The organism is Streptomyces sp. DT224, assembly GCF_049844595.1.
Taxonomy (GTDB): Bacteria; Actinomycetota; Actinomycetes; order Streptomycetales; family Streptomycetaceae; genus Streptomyces.
In genome coordinates this window covers 261,517-277,250 of record NZ_JBNCLI010000011.1, presented here as the reverse complement: position 1 = coordinate 277,250, position 15,734 = coordinate 261,517, and the positions used below count along the sequence as shown (strand labels likewise).

Here is a 15,734-nt window from a genome sequence, read left to right as displayed (position 1 = left end):
TCACATCCGCCGAATCCACCGTCGCCCGCATCCGCATGCCCACATAATGAACCGATCGGTCAAGTATCGGGAGGACGGCATGACCGCCCCTGGCGCTGCCCGCGTCGTCGCCATGCAGCAGCGATGCGCCTTCGTCCGCCTCGGCGGCGTCCGGACCACAGTGATCTTCACGCTCGCCATACCGCTCTCCCACGGGTACGGCCTGCTGCCGGGCCTCGTGCTGCCGCCGGCCGGCACAGCGGCCTCCTTCGCGGGAGCCGCCGCGCTCGCCACCGAAGGCGCCGCAGCGGCAGACCGGGCTCGCGGGTGGCGAGCTGAACACCGCGATGGAGTCGGCCCGACCGCCCCGTTCGCGATCCCGCGCGCGCTGGGCAGCGACACCTCCTCCCTGGCCGCACCAGGGGCCGCTCTCGCAGCCTCGCCCCTCTGAACCACCGCACCGAGCAATCCATCACTCAAGGGAGCCACCGCCATGAACCGCTTCACCGGCAGAACCGTCCTCGTCACCGGCGCCGGCTCCGGCCTCGGCCGCGCCATCGCGCTCGCCTTCGCCACCGAGGGCGCATCCGTGGTCGCCGCGGGACGCACCGCGGCCTCCCTGGACGAGACGGTCGGCCTCATCGGGGCCACCGGCGGCACGGCCACCGCCGTCACCACCGATGTCACCGACTCCAGCCGGCTTCAGGACCTCGTACGCGAGAGCGTTACCCGCTTCGGCGGACTGGACATCGCGGTCAACAACGCCGGAATACTCCGCGGCACCGCACCCGTCGGTGAGGTGAGCGAGGAGGACTGGGACGCGGTACTGCGAACCAACGTCACCGGTGTCTGGCTGGCCATGAAGCACGAGATCGCGCACATGAGGCGAAACGGTGGCGGCGCCATCGTCAACATCTCCTCCAACCTGGGCGCACACCTGCGCGTCCCGAACCTTGCCGCGTACATCACCTCGAAGGCAGCGGTCTCCGCCCTCACCCGCGCCGCCGCTCTCGACCACATCCACCAGGGGATCCGCATCAACGCGGTCAGCCCCGGCGCCTCCGCTGCTCCGATGTCGCTGCGGCCCGGCGAGACCGAGGCCGACCGTGCCGAGCGAGTGAAGACACAGAACCCGCTCGGCCGGGTCGCGGAAGCCGAAGAAGTGGCGGCCGCGGTGCTCTATCTCGCCTCACCCGAAGCCGGCGCGGTGGTCGGCGCCGACCTGGTCGTCGACAGCGGTTCCTCGGCCTGACGGGCCGTTGGCTTCGGCGTCGCCCTTCCCCGGCAAGGGCCCCGCCGCAGCGGCGGTCACGCGCGGCGCCCGGCGTCACCAGCCCCTCGGCGGCACGCACGACGCGGTCACCGAGGGGCTGGTTGCGGCGGGAGCCGGGCCGCTTGACTGCACGTCAGTGGCTCCCGGCCTGTCAGGGCCGCGATGAGGCCGCGTCAAGGAGGGCACGTCCCGCCTTGGTGAGCTCGTGCGTGGCCGTGCGACCGGTCCGGCTGCTGTCGATCAGCCCGGCGTCCCGCAGGATTGCCAGGTGTTCGCTGGCCGTCGGAGGAGTGACCCCCACCAGTCCGGCCACAACGGTCGTCTGCAGCGGGGTGGTGAGCGCGGCCAGGATCTTCGATCGAGTCACCCCCACAAGACGGTCGAGCGACCTCGGAGTGGGAGGTGCCGCCCAGAGGTACCGCCCGGATGCCGGGTAGTAGATCGCCGGAGTCCAGTGGTCCGAGGTGGTGCACTGCATCCGGTCGGTGATGAACAGCGACGGAACGAGAACGAGTCCCTCAGGGCAGTCGACGTCGATGTCGACGGGCTTCTCGACGGTGATGGTGTCGCCCTCGCACGCGGCGGAAGAGTGCAGGCGCGGAAGGACCGCGCGCAACCCCTCGCGGTTGACCTGGATGGCCCGGTCCAGCATCTCGGCACGCAGCGCCTGCCGCATGGACGGCCATTCCGGTTCGACGACTGCCTTCCAGAGGCGGCGCAGCGCATCGGCGGCCTCGGACCTGGCCCGGTCGGGCGCGTCGAGCAATCGGCGGCCTATGTCCGCCCCGCGCCCCCTCGCGGCGTCGACCAGCTCGGCGTACGTCTGGTCCGCCGGCGCGGCGAGGAGGGCATCCATGCCTTCCTCGAACGTCGGCTCACTGGACATCGGCGATGGGTCGAGGAAGTCGGGTCGATACGCGCCATCGGCCATGAAGACCGTGAGCGCCTCCAGGTCCGGGAGCGAGAGACGGTGGCGGCGACGGCGAAGCCACGGGTGGAACATCGGGTGACGCTGCGGCTCGGTCAAGAGCTGGGCGAGACTGACCACTTCGTGCATCGGGGACATCGCCCACCGCACGCTCGCAGCACCAACGCCCAATCGGTAGCGGATCACTCCGCCATTGTGAGGCCACCGCCGAAGTGAGCGCGAGCAGAACGGCGGAGCACCGAGACTCGGGGCATGACCGACACGGAGCCGATTGCCCGGAGTTCCCACGAGCCCGAGCGAGCCCGACAGACGCGAACGATCCGGCTGGGCGCCGGCGGATCGACCATCGACATCCTCGCGGGTCCCGCGGAGACCAGCGGGAACGTGAGCATCTACCGGTGGCGCATGTCGCCCTCCAGCCGGGGACCTGCCCCGCACTTCCACACGACCTTCAGCGAGACCTTCATCGTCGAAGAAGGTGAGGTCGACTACTTCGACGGGCATGCCTGGCGAACACTGCTGCCCGGCGACACCGCGCATGCGGCGGCGGGTGCCGTCCACGCCCTCCGGAAGGAGCGCGCCGAACCTGCCACCCTCCTGATGGCACTCTCGCCGGGGGTGCCGCGCGAGGCGTACTTCGCCCAGCTCGCCACGGTGAACGAGCGTGACCTGAGCCGGCTTCACGAAGCCCACGACAACCATTTCCCCGACGCCCACGGACGGTGAGGGCGCCGGCAGCGGCATGCGCCCCGCCCCCGGCCCACCCACTCCCCCTACCTGTCATGCACTCGTCGGACTGCTCCCGCGCGTGAGCGCCACCACCGAGCCGGGTCCGGCTCCCCGCGGTTTCCCAGCGAAGGATTCACTGTGCCCAGCATCGCCATCGTCGGAGCCGGCCCCGGTATGGGCCTGGCCATCGCCCGTACCTTCGGCTCCCACGGCTTCGACGTCGCTCTCATCGCCCGCAACCGCGACAAGCTCGACGACCTGGCCGGCCGGCTCGCCGCCGAAGGCATCACCGCCGCCGCGTTCCCCGCGGACGTACTCGACCATGACGCACTCACCCAGGCGCTCAAGGACGCCGCCACCCGCTTCGGCGGCATCGACGTCCTGGAGTACTCCCCGGGCGGGAGCCTCGCCTCCACGCCGCTCACCGCTCCGTCCGGGACCAGCCCGTCCGATGTGCAGTGGGCGATGGACATCCTGCTCTACGGGGCCATCGCCGCCACCCGGACCGTGCTGCCCGCCATGCGCGAGGCCGGCGCGGGCACCCTGCTCTACACCAACGGCGCCGGCTCGGCCGACCCCACTCCGATGCTCGGCAACCTGAACGCCGCCCAGGCCGCGCTGCGCAACTGGGTACTCGGCCTGCACAAGGAACTGGCCGGCACCGGCGTCCAGGCCGCGCACGTCGCCGTCGGCGTGTGGATCGGCACGGGCGCCCCGCCCGGAGTACCGGCTGCCTCGGCCGAGGAGGTCGCCCCCCTCTACTGGGACCTGCACACGCAACGCGACGAAGCCGAACGCGTCTTCACCGTGTGACGCTGTCCCCCGCCCCGCCGACCCGGCGCCCCGGGCCCGGCTGCTCACTGCCGACCTGGGCGCCTGCTGACCCCGAACCCGCGCGCGGTCCACCGCCGTTCGCCGTCGGCGGGTCGTGCCCCCTCCCTCGCGCGGGCGCTCCGTACGAAGGACACTGGACCCCGCGACCAGCGGAGCCGGAGGGGGACACGGATGCGGATGCGGGACGGCCACCGGGCCGATGCGGAGCGGCTGTTGGTACGAGCCGTGGAGGAAGAGGCACGGCGCAGCGGCGGACGGACGGATCCGTCCGTCCTGCTGACCCGTGCGCGGGCCGCCCTCGACACCATCGCGGAGGGCGCGGCGGAGGAGTACGCGGCGTATGTGCGGGCGCTCGACGCCTCGGCGGGCGGGCAGCGGTTCAGCCGGGAGAGCATGGCGACGCCGTTGCTGGTCACCGGCGTCGCCGCCGCCGCGGCCTTCGGCGCCGACGTGGCGCTCGGCACGGCGTCCGGTCTCGCGCTCGGCGCGGGGGCGGTCGTCGCCGTGGCGGGGGCCACCGCCACGGTCGCCAAGGCCACCGCGTCGCACCGGCCCGCCGACCGGCCGGACGCGAGTCCGGAGCAGCTGCGGCTGCAGTGGCTGGCCGCCCTGGACGTACGGGGCATCCGCCCGTTTCTCGACCAGCAGCGGATGCTCGCCGCCGCCACCCGTGCCCCGGCGAAGAAGGCCGCGGCCAAGGCGCGCACCCCGCTGCGCGGCGGGCACCGCAGCGCGGCCGCGCGGATGCGGTCGCTCCTGGAGCAGTCGTTCGGCCATCTCCCGGCGGCCGACGGGCTGTTCGTGGGGCGGCGGAGCGAGCTGGCCCGCATCGGCCGGTGGGTGCACGCCGCCCGCGCGTCGACCGAGACGAAGCCGACCGTCGTCGTGCTGCACGGTCCCCCGGGCGCCGGGCGCACCACGCTCGCCGTGCGGGCGGCCCACGAGCTGAGGGACCAGTTCAAGGGCGCGTGCGTGGTGGACCTGCGCGGCGACGCCGAGGGCGAGGCACCGCTGCCGACCCGGGACGCGCTGCTGCATCTGCTGAACCGGCTGGGCGCGCCCCGCGAGCAGCTGCTGTTCCGGGACAGCGCGTCCGCCGAGCAGCAGGTGCGCCGGCTCGGTGAGCTGTACCACCAGCATCTGACGGGCACGGCGGTGACGATCGTCCTGGACGACGCCCGGGACGCCGAGCAGGTCGCCACGCTGATCCCGGAGCGCTCCGACAGCCTGGTCCTGGTCACCGCCCGCGAGCCGCTGGACCTGCCGGACTCGCTGCCCGCCTGGGTGCACCGGCTGGAGGTCGGCCCGCTCGATCCGGGCGGCGCGGAGGAGCTGCTGCGCGGGGTGTCGCAGGAGGCCGAGCCGGGCCCGTACGACTATCCGTCGAGCGAGGCGATCACCGAGCTGTGCGGCGGGCTGCCGCTGGCCCTGCGCGTCGCCGGTTCCGCGCTCGGGGCGCGTACGGCGGACGTGCTGGCCGCCGACCTCGCCGCGTACGGACCCGTGCCGCCCGTCGAGCGCGCCCTGTGGCTGCGGTACACCGACCAGTCCGAGCAGGCCAGGCGGCTGCTGCGGCGGCTCGCGCTGGCGGGCCGGGCGAGCCTGGGCGCGGCGGCGGCCGCGGCGCTGCTCGCCGCCGACGAGCAGGAGGCCGGCCGGCTGCTGACGGCCCTGTCCGAGGCCGGGCTGCTCGACCACGTGCGCGGCTCCCGCTACCGGCTGCACGACCTGGTACGCGGCTTCGCCCTGGCCCGGCTGCTGGACGAGGAGGAGCCGGCCGAGCGCGCCGCCGCGCAGGAACGGCTGATCGCGAACTACGCGGAGCTGGCCGGTGCGGTGATCCGGATGGTGGACGGCAAGATGTCGACCCGGGCCGGCCGGTTCGGCTCGCACGGCTTCGGTTCGCTGGACGCGGCCCTGCGCTGGCTGGACGACGAGTCGAGCTTCATCACCTCGGCCCTGCGCCATGCGGAGGGCGTCGACCAGGCGGCGGTGCTCGCGCTGCTCGGCGCGCTGTGCGACTACTGCCTGCTGCGCGGCGACCTCTACCGGCTGGGCGAGATAAGCGAGCTGTCCCAGGCGGTCGACCAGGGACTCCTCGAACGGTCGGTGCGGTGGCGTACGGGCATCGCGGCCCGACAGCTCGGCGAGCTGGACAAGGCCCGCACCACGCTGTCCTCCGTCGTCGGCCTGTACCGGGAGGCGCAGAACGACGCCGGTACGGCGCTGGCGCTGTGCTCCCTCGGCATCACGCTGCACCACCAGGGCAACCTGACCGAGGCGGCGGCCCGGCTCCGCGAGGCGATGGAGCTCCAGCTGGCCGCCGGGCAGGACGCGGACCGGGCCTGGTCGCTGCACGCGCTGGCCGCCGTCGAACGCGACCGGGGCAACCTGGCCGACGCGCTCGCCCTCCTGGACACCGCGCTCACCCTGCACCGCGAGGGCGAGTCGCTGCACGGGGAGGCGTGGACCCGGTTCCAGCTCGGCCAGGTCTGGCTGCGCCTGGGCGACGCGGAGGGGGCCGAGGCCGCGCTGCGCGCCGCCCTCGATCTGTACGGGCGGACCCGTGACGAGCGGGGTGCGGCGTGGGCGACGACCCAGCTGGCCCGGGCCCGGCTGCTGGCCGGCGACCCGGGCGCGGCCGTCGAACAGCTGAGCGCGGCCCTGGCCCGCCACCGCGACAACGAGGACGCGCGCGGCGAGGCGTGGACCCTGTACCACCTGGGGCAGGCGCTGGAGGAGCACGGCGACACGGTGGAAGCCGTACGGCAGCTGGAGCGGGCCCGGACGATGTTCTCGCGGATGCGCGATGTCTACGGCCTCGCGTGCGCCCGGCACCACTCGGGGCGCGTCACCCGCGACCAGCGGGCCGCCCAGACGGGCAACCTGCGCAACTCCGGCTTCGCCCGCCAGCTGCTGGCGGACGCGCGGGCGGACTTCCGGCGCATCGGGGTCGCCCACGGCGAGGCGTGGGCCTGCCTGGACCTCGCGCTGATCGACGCGGGCAACCAGCGGACGCCCCAGGCCCTCGGGCTGTGCGACGAGGCGGTCGCCCTGTTCGCGTCGTACGGGGACGCGCGCGGCGCGGACTGGGCGCGCTTCCTGCGGTGCACGCTGCTGCCGTACGCCTCGCCGGGCGGCGCCGAGGTGGGCACGGTGGTCGCCCAGCAGGAGCTGGCCGAGCTCCGCGCGGCCGGCCACCCGGCCAGGGACCCCGAGGTGGACCACTGCGCGGACACCTACCGGGTGGTCCTGGACCGGGGCGCCGACCTGGAAACGGGCTGGCAGGCGTGGTCCCTGGACCTGGTCCCGTCGCGCCGGACCCGGGAGATCATGGGCGTGACGGTCCCGTCGGGCCCGTCCGGCGCTTGAGGACACCGCGGGCGGGGCGCACCGGAGCGCCCCGCCGTCCTACTTCCGCTTCGCGGACACCGGCTCGGCCGACTCCTCCGACGCCGGCTCCGGCGTCTCCTCGAAGTTCACCCGCCCCATGTGCCGGTTCATCGACTTCATGAGCGCCCACACGCCCACGGCGAGCGCCGCGAAGACGATGAAGCCGAGGACCCCGGGGGTCACCTTGTTCTTGTCGAGTTCCTCGGCGAGCGGGACGAGGTTCGTCAGTGCCTGAGTCGCGTACATATCAGGCATTGTCGCGGATGCCCGCGAAGAGGTCGCTCTCGGGGAGGGAAGTATCGACCAGGGACTTCGCCAGCTCGTACTCCTCGGTCGGCCAGACCTCCCGCTGGATGTCCATCGGGACGCGGAACCAGCCGCCGTCCGGGTCGATCTGCGTGGCGTGCGCGATCAGCGCCTTGTCGCGGATCTCGAAGAAGTCCGCGCACGGAACGTGCGTGGTCAGCGTGCGCTCGGGGCGGCCGAACTCCTTCCAGCGCTCCAGCCACTCCCCGTACGGCGACTCCATGCCGCGGGCGAGCAGCGCCTCGTGCAGGGCGACCGTGCGCGGCCGGTTGAAGCCCTGGTTGTAGTAGAGCTTCTGCGGCGTCCAGGCGGGGCCGAACTCCGCCTCGGGGAACTTCTCGGTGTCCGCCGCGCCCTCGAAGGCGATCATCGAGATGGTGTGGGTCATGATGTGGTCGGGGTGCGGGTAGCCCCCGTTCTCGTCGTACGTGGTGATGACCTGCGGCCGGAACGCGCGGATCTTCGCGACGAGGCGCCCCGCCGCGACGGTCTCGTCCTCCAGGGCGAAGCAGCCCTCGGGGAGCGGCGGCAGCGGGTCGCCCTCGGGCAGGCCCGAGTCCACGAAGCCGAGCCACTCCTGCTTCACGCCCAGGATCTCCCGGGCCTCGTCCATCTCCTTGCGGCGCACCTCGTGGATGTTCTCCTCGATGTACGCGTCGCCCTGGAGTTTCGGGTTGAGGATGGAGCCGCGCTCGCCTCCCGTGCAGGTCACGACCAGCACGTCCACCCCCTCGGACACATACTTGGCCATGGTGGCCGCGCCCTTGCTCGACTCGTCGTCGGGGTGAGCGTGTACGGCCATCAGTCGAAGCTGCTCAGTCAAGACTCGATCCTCAGTCATTGGTCGCCATCGGTGGTGCCGTCCCGCAGGGACGCCGGTCTCGGGGCGGCGGTCGGGTGGCGGGTGGGCAACTTCTATAGTGACCGAACCGGGGGGTGGAAAATTCCTCGATCCCCGGCACGGGAGGAACGATCATGGCAGCGGTGCGCGAGGCGCTTCCCGAGAACCGCTACGGCCGCTCCGCGGACCAGCGCGCGGACCGCAGGCTCAAGGTCATCGGCGCGGTGCTCGGCGCCGTCCTGCTGGGCGTGGTCGGCTGGATCGGCTTCGACTACGTGGGGGGCAAGGGCCTCAGCGCCGAGATGATCAAGTTCAAGGTCACCTCGGACGACCGCGTAGAGGTGCACCTGGAGGTCCGCAAGGGCCGGGACGACAAGGGCTACTGCACCCTCCGCTCGCTCAGTGAGAACGGTACGGAGGTCGCCCGCAAGGACTTCCGATTCGACGACGACAGCGGCCGGATCGACAAGATCCTGACCCTGCGGACGACCTCCCGGGCGACCGCCGTCGAGCTGCTGGGCTGCACGGAGGACGGCGGGGCGTCGAGTTGACCGCAGCACGCCCGTCGTAACCCCATTTGACTGGCCCTGACCTGCGGTTTCCGTGGTCGGGTCGCTTACCTTCTCCCCCTTTTCCCGGTGAATTGTTAGGCTCGTGGTTTCGCCCACCCGTAGCAGCGCATGCTTGCGGGTAGGGCGTTGCTTTGTATTCCCAGTACCGACGAGGAGCACCCTGTGACCCAGACCAGCGAAAACGTCACCTGGCTCACGCAGGAGGCGTACAACCAGCTCAAGGCCGAGCTGGAGTACCTGTCTGGTCCCGCGCGCACGGAGATCGCCGTCAAGATCGCGGCGGCCCGTGAGGAGGGGGACCTGCGCGAGAACGGCGGGTACCACGCGGCCAAGGAGGAGCAGGGCAAGATGGAGCTCCGGGTGCGCCAGCTGACCCAGCTCCTCGAGCACGCGAAGGTCGGCGAGGCGCCCGCCGACGACGGCGTTGTCGAGCCCGGCATGGTCGTGACGATCGCCTTCGACGGCGACGAGGACGACACGATGACCTTCCTTCTGGCCTCCCGTGAGTACGCGAGCGCGGACATCGAGACGTACTCGCCGCAGTCGCCGCTCGGCGTGGGCGTGAACGGCAAGAAGACCGGCGACAACGCCGACTACGAGCTGCCGAACGGCAAGACCGCCACGGTGAAGATCCTGTCGGCGAAGCCGTACACCGGCTGATCCTTCCCGCACGGCGAAGAGCCCCGGCCGCGGCCGGGGCTCTTCCGTGTCCGGGTCCTCAGTGGGAGACCGAGCGGTACTTGCGTACGGCCAGGGTCCGGAAGACCACGATGATCAGCACCGACCAGATCAGCGAGGCCCAGACCGGGTGCTCCATCGGCCAGGCGCCGGTCACCGACTTCGGGACGCCCGCGATCGTGTTGCCGAACAGTTCACGGGCCGCCGCCACCGTCGCACTGAACGGGTTCCACTCGGCGACGTACTGGAGGAACGTCGGCATCCCGTTGACCGGCACGAAGGCGTTCGAGATGAACGTCAGCGGGAAGAGCCAGATCAGACCGCCGGAGGTGGCCGCCTCCGGGGTGCGGACGGTCAGGCCGATCAGCGCGCCGATCCAGGTGAAGGCGTAGCCCAGCAGCAGAAGCAGGCCGAAGCCCCCGAGGACCTTGCCGATGTTCTCGTGGGTCCGCCAGCCGACGAGCAGCGCGACGCCCGCGAGGACGACGAGCGTGACGGCGGTCTGCACCAGGTCGGCCAGCGTCCGCCCGGTCAGCACCGCGCCGCGCGCCATCGGCAGCGACCGGAACCGGTCGATGAGGCCCTTGTGCATGTCCTCCGCGATGCCCGCGCCGGCGCCCGCGGTGGCGAAGGTCACCGTCTGCGCGAAAATGCCGGCCATCAGGAATTCCTTGTAGGCACTGGCGCTGACGCCCGCTCCCGGGATGGCGATCGAGCCGCCGAAGACGTACGTGAAGAGCACCACGAACATGACCGGCTGGATGATCCCGAAGAGGATCATCTCGGGGATCCGGGTCATGCGGATGAGGTTGCGCTTGCCGATGACCAGCGAGTCGCGGACCGACTGGCCGATGCCGCCGCCCGGCCGGGGGGCGGCCGTGCGGGCGGTTTCGCTGAGGGCGCTCATTTCTCCGTCTCCGATCCCGGGGTCCCGGCTTCGTTCTTCTCCTGTTCGGCCGCGTGGCCGGTGAGGGAGATGAACACGTCGTCCAGCGTGGGGCGGCGCAGTCCGATGTCGTCGATCTCCACGCCCTGGGCGTCCAGGTCGCGGATGACCTCGGCGAGGAGCTTGGCGCCGCCGTCGACCGGGACGGTCAGCTTGCGCATGTTCGGCAGGACGGCGGTCTCGCCCTTGCCGAGGCGGGTGAGGACGGTGCGGGCCGGCTCGATCTGCTCGGGGTCGTGGACGACGACCTCGACGCGTTCGCCGCCGATGCGGGCCTTGAGCTGGTCGGAGGTGCCGCGTGCGATGACCCGTCCGTGGTCGATCACGCAGATGTCGTGGGCGAGGTGGTCCGCCTCCTCCAGGTACTGCGTGGTCAGCAGCAGGGTCGTACCGCCGGCCACCAGTTCCTCGATGACCTCCCAGAGCTGCTGGCGGTTGCGCGGGTCGAGGCCGGTCGTCGGCTCGTCCATGAACATGACCGGCGGGGACACGACGAGCGCCGCCGCCAGGTCGAGGCGGCGGCGCATGCCTCCGGAGTACGTCTTGGCGGGGCGGTCCGCCGCGTCGGCCAGGTTGAAGCGGTCGAGGAGTTCGCCCGCCCTGGCCTTCGCCGCGCGTCCGCTCATCTGGTAGAGCTGGCCGACCATGCGGAGGTTCTCGCGGCCGGTCAGGTATTCGTCGACGGCGGCGAACTGGCCGGAGAGCCCGATCGAGCGCCGCACCTCGTTGGGATGCTTCAGGACGTCGATCCCCGCCACGAAGGCGGTGCCGCTGTCCGGCCTGAGCAGCGTCGTCAGGACCCGGACGGCGGTCGTCTTGCCGGCCCCGTTGGGACCGAGGAGCCCGAGTACGGTCCCTTCCGGCACGTCGAGGTCGACGCCGCCGAGTGCTCGGACGTCACCGAAGGTCTTGACGAGCCCCTCGGCGTAGATGGCGCCTGGCATATGGGATTCCCCCAGTGCGTTCGGATGGCTACCTCTCGGATCCAGATCCTAGGGAGGCCGGGAGCGCGATGCCCGATGAACACACAAGTGGGGGCATACGTGTCAGCCCATCACCAGATACCCCGCGTCCCGCAGCGCCGCCTTCACGTCGTCGCAGTGCTCGGGCCCCTTCGTCTCCAGGTGCAGCTCCACCTCCGCCTCGGTGAGGCCGAGCCGGGGGTCCGTACGGGCATGGCTGACGTCCAGCACGTTGGCGTCGGCGACCGAGAGCACGCCGAGCATGGCGGCCAGCGCGCCGGGCCGGTCGGTGAGCCGCAGCCGCAGGCTGAGGTAGCGGCCGGCCGCCGCCATGCCGTGGGTGAGGATGCGCTGCATCAGCAGCGGGTCCACGTTGCCGCCGGAGAGCAGCGCCACCACCGGGCCGTGGAACGCCTTCGGGTCGCTGAGGAGCGCGGCGACCGGGCTCGCCCCGGCGGGTTCGACCACCATCTTGGCCCGCTCCAGGCAGAGCAGCAGGGCGCTGGACAGCTCGTCCTCGGAGACCGTACGCACCTCGTCCACCAGGTCCCTGACCAGGGCGAACGGCACGTCGCCGGGGCGCCCGACCTTGATGCCGTCCGCCATGGTCTGGAGCGTGTTGATGGAGACGGGGCGGTCGGCCGCCAGGGACGGCGGGTAGCACGCGGCACCGGCCGCCTGCACACCGACGATGCGCACGTCGGGCCGGACGGCCTTGACCGCGACCGCGATGCCGGCCGCGAGCCCGCCGCCGCCGATGCCGACGACGATCGTCCGGACCTCGGGGCACTGCTCCAGGATCTCCAGGCCGACCGTCCCCTGCCCGGCGATGATGTCGGCGTGGTCGAAGGGGTGGATGAACACCGCGCCGGTCTCGCGCGCGTACTCCTGCGCGGCGGCCAGGGTCTCGTCCACGACGGTGCCGTGCAGCCGCACCCGGGCCCCGTACTCGCGGGTGGCGGCCACCTTCGGCAAGGGGGCCCCGACAGGCATGAAGACCGTGGAGCGTACGCCGAGAAGGGCAGACGCGAGGGCGACACCCTGCGCATGGTTCCCGGCGCTCGCGGCCACGACCCCCGCGGCGCGTTCGACCGGGGTGAGTCCCGAGATGCGTACGTAGGCGCCCCGCAGTTTGAACGAGCCGGTCCGCTGGAGGTTCTCGCACTTGAAGAGGACGGGCGCGCCCACGAGGCCCGAGAGATGGCGGCTCCCTTCGAGCGGGGTGACCTTGGCGACCCCGGAGAGCATCTTCTGCGCCCCCCGGACGTCGTCGAGGATCACGGGGGGAAAGCTGCCGGGCGACGGGAAGTTCATACCGTAAGTCTTGCAGCTCGCAGGGGTTCCGGCCGCCGCTTGCCGTGCCGTCCTGCGCCGATGTCCGCAGGTTTGTGCAGCGCTGGTACGCGTTGCCCCGGGGCCGCGTACTCTGTCCCCCACCCATCCGACACCGTACGAAGAGAGCCCCCGGCCATGCCCCCTCAGGACATGACGACTGCCTCGTCTCCTTCCGGGGGCGCTGCCCCGGAAAACCCGGGTCCCGACCACGTTCTCGACTCCCTCCAGCACCAGGTGGCCGTATTCGCCCGCCGGGCCGAGCAGACCCGTCTCGGCGGGGTGGGCCAGGTGCGCAACTCCATGGACCGGGCGGCCTATCTGCTGCTGAACCGGCTGGACCTGGAAGGGCCGATGGGCGTCAAGGCGCTGGCCGCCGGGATGGGGATCGACTCGTCCACGGTGACCCGTCAGGTCGCCCCGCTGGTGGACACCGGCCTGGTGAAGCGGACCTCGCACCCGGAGGACGGCCGGGCGGTCGTCCTCCAGCTGTCACCGCGCGGCCAGGCCCGGCTGGACGAGGTCCGGGACTCGCGGCGGGAGTTGATGTCGCAGGTGACGGACGGGTGGAGCGAGGAGGAGCGGGACACGTTCTGCGCGCTGCTCACCCGGTTCAACGCCGCGCTGGCCGCCCGGCAGACCGCACACCAGACGGCTCCCGCGAACTGAACACCCGCCGGGTCCCAGGGGGTTGACCTGGGAGCCGCGGCGCGCTCGGATTGACGTGTGCGAGAGCGTCATGCGGGCCCGCGGCGGGGCCGCGCCCAGGACTTCGAGTCCTTCGTCGCGGGCGCGGCGGGCCGTCTGCTGCACACGGCCACGCTGCTCACCGCCGAACCGGCGGACGGTCGTCACCCGCACGCGCGGCGGCTGCTCACGGCCTCGCTGGCCCGGACGTTCGCCGACTGGGAACGACTGCGGGGCGAGGACCCGTACGACCGCACCCGGCAGGAGCTGGCGGCCCGGTTCGCCCGCGAGGCGTGGCGCCACCACCGGCCGCGCGGCGGCCTGCTGGACCGGCTGACCCCGCAGGAACGTCTCGTCCTGGTGCTGCGGCTGTACGAAGGGGTCCCCGAGGAGCAGACGGCGGCCCTGCTCGGGCTGCCCGAGGACCGGGTGCGCGCGGTCTGCAACCGGTCGGTGGCCACGATGCGCGGCACCAGGAACCCGACCGCGCGCCGGTGCCCGGCCCGGCTGCTCGGCGCCGCGCCGTGAGCGGCACCGGGCGCCGCGAGGACGAGGTGCGCCGGATGCTGGAGGGCCCGCGTCCGCAGGTGCCCGCCGATCTGGCGGCGTCGGCGGCGGAGCGGGGCGCCCGGCTGCTGCGGCGACGGCGGGCGCTGCTCCGGCTCTGGGCGCTGGCGCTGTTCGCGGCGGTGGTGGTCTTCACGGTGTGGGCGCTGACGGTCCGGCCCTGGGAGGCGCCGCCCGCGGAGACGACGCCGGTGGTAGTCCGGTAGGCGCGGCGGGCCGGGCGTTCCGGACTACCCTGGAAAGGAGTGGTCGGGAGGCTGCCATGACCCGAAAAATCGCTGACTGCCGCAAGTATCCGAGTGAGACGCACTGCTCGCTGACGATCGCCGGCGAGGAGGAGGAAGTCGTGCGGGCCGCGAGCGAGCACGCCGTCTCCGTCCACCAGCACACCGACGGCCCCGAGCTGCGGGAGCAGGTCCGGGCGTCGCTGGAGGACGAGCCGGCCTGAAGCCCGGGAGGGCGGGACCGAAGAGTCCGGCCCCGCCCTCCCTTTCACCCGCTCATACGTCTCAGCCCAGCGCCTGCGTCAGGTCCGCCAGGAGGTCGTCCGCGTTCTCGATGCCGACGGAGAGGCGGACCAGGTCGGCCGGGACCTCCAGCGGGGAGCCCGCGGCCGAGGCGTGCGTCATGCGGCCGGGGTGCTCCAGCAGCGATTCGACGCCGCCCAGGGACTCGCCCAGGGTGAACAGCTTCGCCCGGTTGCAGACCTCGACCGCCGCCTTCTCGCCGCCCTCGACGCGGAAGGACACCATGCCGCCGAAGGACCGCATCTGCTTGGCGGCGACCTCGTGGCCCGGGTGCTCGGGCAGGCCCGGGTAGAGGACCTGGGCGACCTTGGGGTGCCGGGTCAGCAGCTCGGCGACCTTGGTGGCGTTCTCGCTGTGGCGGTCCATGCGCACGGCGAGCGTCTTGATGCCGCGCAGCACCAGCCAGGCGTCGAACGGGCCGGCCACGCCGCCCATCGCGTTCTGGTGGAAGACCAGCTCGTCGGCCAGGTCGGGGTCGTTGACGATCAGCGCGCCGCCGACGACGTCCGAGTGGCCGCCCATGTACTTGGTGGTGGAGTGCACCACGACGTCCGCGCCGAGCGCCAGCGGCTGCTGGAGGTAGGAGCTCGCGAAGGTGTTGTCCACGACGAGCCGTGCCCCGGCGTCGCGGGCGGCCTGGGCGACGGCGGCGATGTCGGTGATGCCGAGCAGCGGGTTGGACGGGGTCTCCACCCAGACCGCCTTGGTGCGCGGGGTGATCGCCGCGCGGACCGCCGCCACGTCCGAGGTGTCGGCGACGGAGAACTCCACGCCCCAGCGCGAGGCGACCTTCGCGAACAGCCGGAACGTGCCGCCGTAGGCGTCGTTCGGGATGACCACGTGGTCGCCGGGGGTCAGCAGCGTACGGAGCAGGCAGTCCTCGGCGGCGAGGCCGGAGGCGAAGGCGAGCCCGCGCCGGCCGCCCTCCAGGGCCGCGAGGTTCTCCTCCAGGGCGGTGCGGGTCGGGTTGGCGCTGCGGCTGTACTCGTAACCGCCGCGCAGTCCGCCCACGCCGTCCTGCTTGTACGTGGACACCTGGTAGATGGGCGGGACCACGGCGCCGGTGAGGGGGTCGGCGGTGTTCCCCGCGTGGATCGCGCGGGTTTCGAAGCTGTGCTGGTCGCTCATGGGGCCGAGCGTAGTTCGTCGCGAGGGCGCTCACCGGGGTACTGGGCCGTCC

The 15,734-nt window shown here is 72.3% G+C and carries 18 protein-coding genes; 11 read left to right on the top strand and 7 right to left on the bottom strand.

The window, feature by feature from the left end; translation table 11 throughout:
- The first annotated feature begins 79 nt into the window (after nt 1-79).
- Nucleotides 80-430 carry a hypothetical protein gene (locus tag ACLQ2N_RS27485; protein ID WP_425816938.1) on the top strand — a complete coding sequence of 117 codons (351 nt, stop codon included), beginning with the start codon at nt 80-82 and terminating at the stop codon, nt 428-430.
- 42 nt (nt 431-472) lie between these two features.
- Nucleotides 473-1,231, top strand: a complete 759-nt coding sequence (locus ACLQ2N_RS27480; RefSeq protein WP_425816936.1) for an SDR family NAD(P)-dependent oxidoreductase — start codon at nt 473-475, stop codon at nt 1,229-1,231.
- Between the two features lie 172 nt (nt 1,232-1,403).
- Here ACLQ2N_RS27480 and ACLQ2N_RS27475 read toward each other — a convergent pair whose 3' ends face one another.
- Nucleotides 1,404-2,366 carry a DUF5937 family protein gene (locus ACLQ2N_RS27475; RefSeq protein WP_425816934.1) on the bottom strand — a complete coding sequence of 321 codons (963 nt, stop codon included), beginning with the start codon at nt 2,364-2,366 and terminating at the stop codon, nt 1,404-1,406.
- A 66-nt stretch (nt 2,367-2,432) separates the two neighbouring features.
- On the opposite strand from ACLQ2N_RS27475, the gene ACLQ2N_RS27470 reads away from it, so the two are divergent.
- From ACLQ2N_RS27470 to ACLQ2N_RS27460, 3 genes are all read left to right on the top strand, one after another.
- Nucleotides 2,433-2,906: a cupin domain-containing protein gene (locus ACLQ2N_RS27470; protein ID WP_425816932.1), complete on the top strand. Its 474-nt coding sequence runs from the start codon at nt 2,433-2,435 to the stop codon at nt 2,904-2,906.
- A gap of 141 nt (nt 2,907-3,047) precedes the next feature.
- Nucleotides 3,048-3,722 (top strand): SDR family NAD(P)-dependent oxidoreductase, encoded by a 675-nt coding sequence (locus ACLQ2N_RS27465; RefSeq protein ID WP_425816930.1) that lies wholly within the window; start codon nt 3,048-3,050, stop codon nt 3,720-3,722.
- 192 nt (nt 3,723-3,914) lie between these two features.
- On the top strand, nt 3,915-7,115 hold the full coding sequence (locus ACLQ2N_RS27460; RefSeq protein WP_425816928.1) for a tetratricopeptide repeat protein: 3,201 nt from the start codon (nt 3,915-3,917) through the stop codon (nt 7,113-7,115).
- 39 nt (nt 7,116-7,154) lie between these two features.
- Here ACLQ2N_RS27460 and ACLQ2N_RS27455 read toward each other — a convergent pair whose 3' ends face one another.
- Complete coding sequence (locus ACLQ2N_RS27455; protein WP_425816926.1) at nt 7,155-7,382, bottom strand: hypothetical protein; 228 nt, start codon at nt 7,380-7,382, stop codon at nt 7,155-7,157.
- A 1-nt stretch (nt 7,383) separates the two neighbouring features.
- Nucleotides 7,384-8,265: a mycothiol conjugate amidase Mca gene (gene mca / locus ACLQ2N_RS27450; RefSeq protein ID WP_425816924.1), complete on the bottom strand. Its 882-nt coding sequence runs from the start codon at nt 8,263-8,265 to the stop codon at nt 7,384-7,386.
- Between the two features lie 152 nt (nt 8,266-8,417).
- Between mca and ACLQ2N_RS27445 the strand changes: the two genes are divergently transcribed.
- Both ACLQ2N_RS27445 and greA read left to right on the top strand, forming a co-directional pair.
- Nucleotides 8,418-8,834 (top strand): DUF4307 domain-containing protein, encoded by a 417-nt coding sequence (locus tag ACLQ2N_RS27445; RefSeq protein WP_425816922.1) that lies wholly within the window; start codon nt 8,418-8,420, stop codon nt 8,832-8,834.
- 183 nt (nt 8,835-9,017) lie between these two features.
- The gene (greA, locus tag ACLQ2N_RS27440) at nt 9,018-9,515 is read left to right on the top strand and encodes a transcription elongation factor GreA (RefSeq protein WP_018101005.1); all 498 of its coding nucleotides are present in this window, start codon (nt 9,018-9,020) and stop codon (nt 9,513-9,515) included.
- Nucleotides 9,516-9,573: 58 nt separating this feature from the next.
- Here greA and ACLQ2N_RS27435 read toward each other — a convergent pair whose 3' ends face one another.
- From ACLQ2N_RS27435 to ilvA, 3 genes are all read right to left on the bottom strand, one after another.
- A complete protein-coding gene (locus tag ACLQ2N_RS27435) occupies nt 9,574-10,440 on the bottom strand; it encodes an ABC transporter permease (protein WP_425816920.1) in 867 nt (288 codons plus the stop codon).
- Nucleotides 10,437-11,423 carry an ATP-binding cassette domain-containing protein gene (locus ACLQ2N_RS27430; RefSeq protein WP_425816918.1) on the bottom strand — a complete coding sequence of 329 codons (987 nt, stop codon included), beginning with the start codon at nt 11,421-11,423 and terminating at the stop codon, nt 10,437-10,439. Before ACLQ2N_RS27430 ends, ACLQ2N_RS27435 begins: the two co-directional genes overlap by 4 nt.
- 102 nt (nt 11,424-11,525) lie before the next feature.
- The gene (ilvA, locus tag ACLQ2N_RS27425; protein ID WP_425816916.1) at nt 11,526-12,755 is read right to left on the bottom strand and encodes a threonine ammonia-lyase; all 1,230 of its coding nucleotides are present in this window, start codon (nt 12,753-12,755) and stop codon (nt 11,526-11,528) included.
- A gap of 156 nt (nt 12,756-12,911) precedes the next feature.
- Here ilvA and ACLQ2N_RS27420 point away from each other — a divergent pair, with 156 nt between their 5' ends.
- Genes ACLQ2N_RS27420 through ACLQ2N_RS27405 form a run of 4 tightly spaced genes read left to right on the top strand, consistent with a single transcriptional unit; the run spans nt 12,912 to nt 14,475 of the window.
- Nucleotides 12,912-13,442, top strand: a complete 531-nt coding sequence (locus ACLQ2N_RS27420; RefSeq protein ID WP_425816914.1) for a MarR family winged helix-turn-helix transcriptional regulator — start codon at nt 12,912-12,914, stop codon at nt 13,440-13,442.
- A gap of 57 nt (nt 13,443-13,499) precedes the next feature.
- Nucleotides 13,500-13,988 (top strand): sigma factor-like helix-turn-helix DNA-binding protein, encoded by a 489-nt coding sequence (locus tag ACLQ2N_RS27415; RefSeq protein ID WP_425816912.1) that lies wholly within the window; start codon nt 13,500-13,502, stop codon nt 13,986-13,988.
- A complete protein-coding gene (locus ACLQ2N_RS27410; protein ID WP_425816910.1) occupies nt 13,985-14,233 on the top strand; it encodes a hypothetical protein in 249 nt (82 codons plus the stop codon). Before ACLQ2N_RS27415 ends, ACLQ2N_RS27410 begins: the two co-directional genes overlap by 4 nt.
- A 56-nt stretch (nt 14,234-14,289) precedes the next feature.
- Nucleotides 14,290-14,475: a DUF1059 domain-containing protein gene (locus ACLQ2N_RS27405; protein ID WP_425816908.1), complete on the top strand. Its 186-nt coding sequence runs from the start codon at nt 14,290-14,292 to the stop codon at nt 14,473-14,475.
- 61 nt (nt 14,476-14,536) lie between these two features.
- Here ACLQ2N_RS27405 and ACLQ2N_RS27400 read toward each other — a convergent pair whose 3' ends face one another.
- On the bottom strand, nt 14,537-15,682 hold the full coding sequence (locus ACLQ2N_RS27400; protein WP_425816906.1) for a cystathionine gamma-synthase: 1,146 nt from the start codon (nt 15,680-15,682) through the stop codon (nt 14,537-14,539).
- Nucleotides 15,683-15,734 lie beyond the last annotated feature (52 nt).

Coding starts and splice junctions, on each gene's coding strand:
- ACLQ2N_RS27460 (WP_425816928.1), top strand. CDS start 3,915: ATGCGGATGCGGGACGGCCACCGGGCCGATGCGGAGCGGCTGTTGGTA.
- ACLQ2N_RS27485 (WP_425816938.1), top strand. CDS start 80: ATGACCGCCCCTGGCGCTGCCCGCGTCGTCGCCATGCAGCAGCGATGC.
- ACLQ2N_RS27445 (WP_425816922.1), top strand. CDS start 8,418: ATGGCAGCGGTGCGCGAGGCGCTTCCCGAGAACCGCTACGGCCGCTCC.
- ACLQ2N_RS27435 (WP_425816920.1), bottom strand. CDS start 10,440: ATGAGCGCCCTCAGCGAAACCGCCCGCACGGCCGCCCCCCGGCCGGGC.
- ACLQ2N_RS27455 (WP_425816926.1), bottom strand. CDS start 7,382: ATGTACGCGACTCAGGCACTGACGAACCTCGTCCCGCTCGCCGAGGAA.
- ACLQ2N_RS27470 (WP_425816932.1), top strand. CDS start 2,433: ATGACCGACACGGAGCCGATTGCCCGGAGTTCCCACGAGCCCGAGCGA.
- ACLQ2N_RS27400 (WP_425816906.1), bottom strand. CDS start 15,682: ATGAGCGACCAGCACAGCTTCGAAACCCGCGCGATCCACGCGGGGAAC.
- ACLQ2N_RS27420 (WP_425816914.1), top strand. CDS start 12,912: ATGCCCCCTCAGGACATGACGACTGCCTCGTCTCCTTCCGGGGGCGCT.
- ACLQ2N_RS27480 (WP_425816936.1), top strand. CDS start 473: ATGAACCGCTTCACCGGCAGAACCGTCCTCGTCACCGGCGCCGGCTCC.
- ACLQ2N_RS27430 (WP_425816918.1), bottom strand. CDS start 11,423: ATGCCAGGCGCCATCTACGCCGAGGGGCTCGTCAAGACCTTCGGTGAC.
- ACLQ2N_RS27405 (WP_425816908.1), top strand. CDS start 14,290: ATGACCCGAAAAATCGCTGACTGCCGCAAGTATCCGAGTGAGACGCAC.
- ilvA (WP_425816916.1), bottom strand. CDS start 12,755: ATGAACTTCCCGTCGCCCGGCAGCTTTCCCCCCGTGATCCTCGACGAC.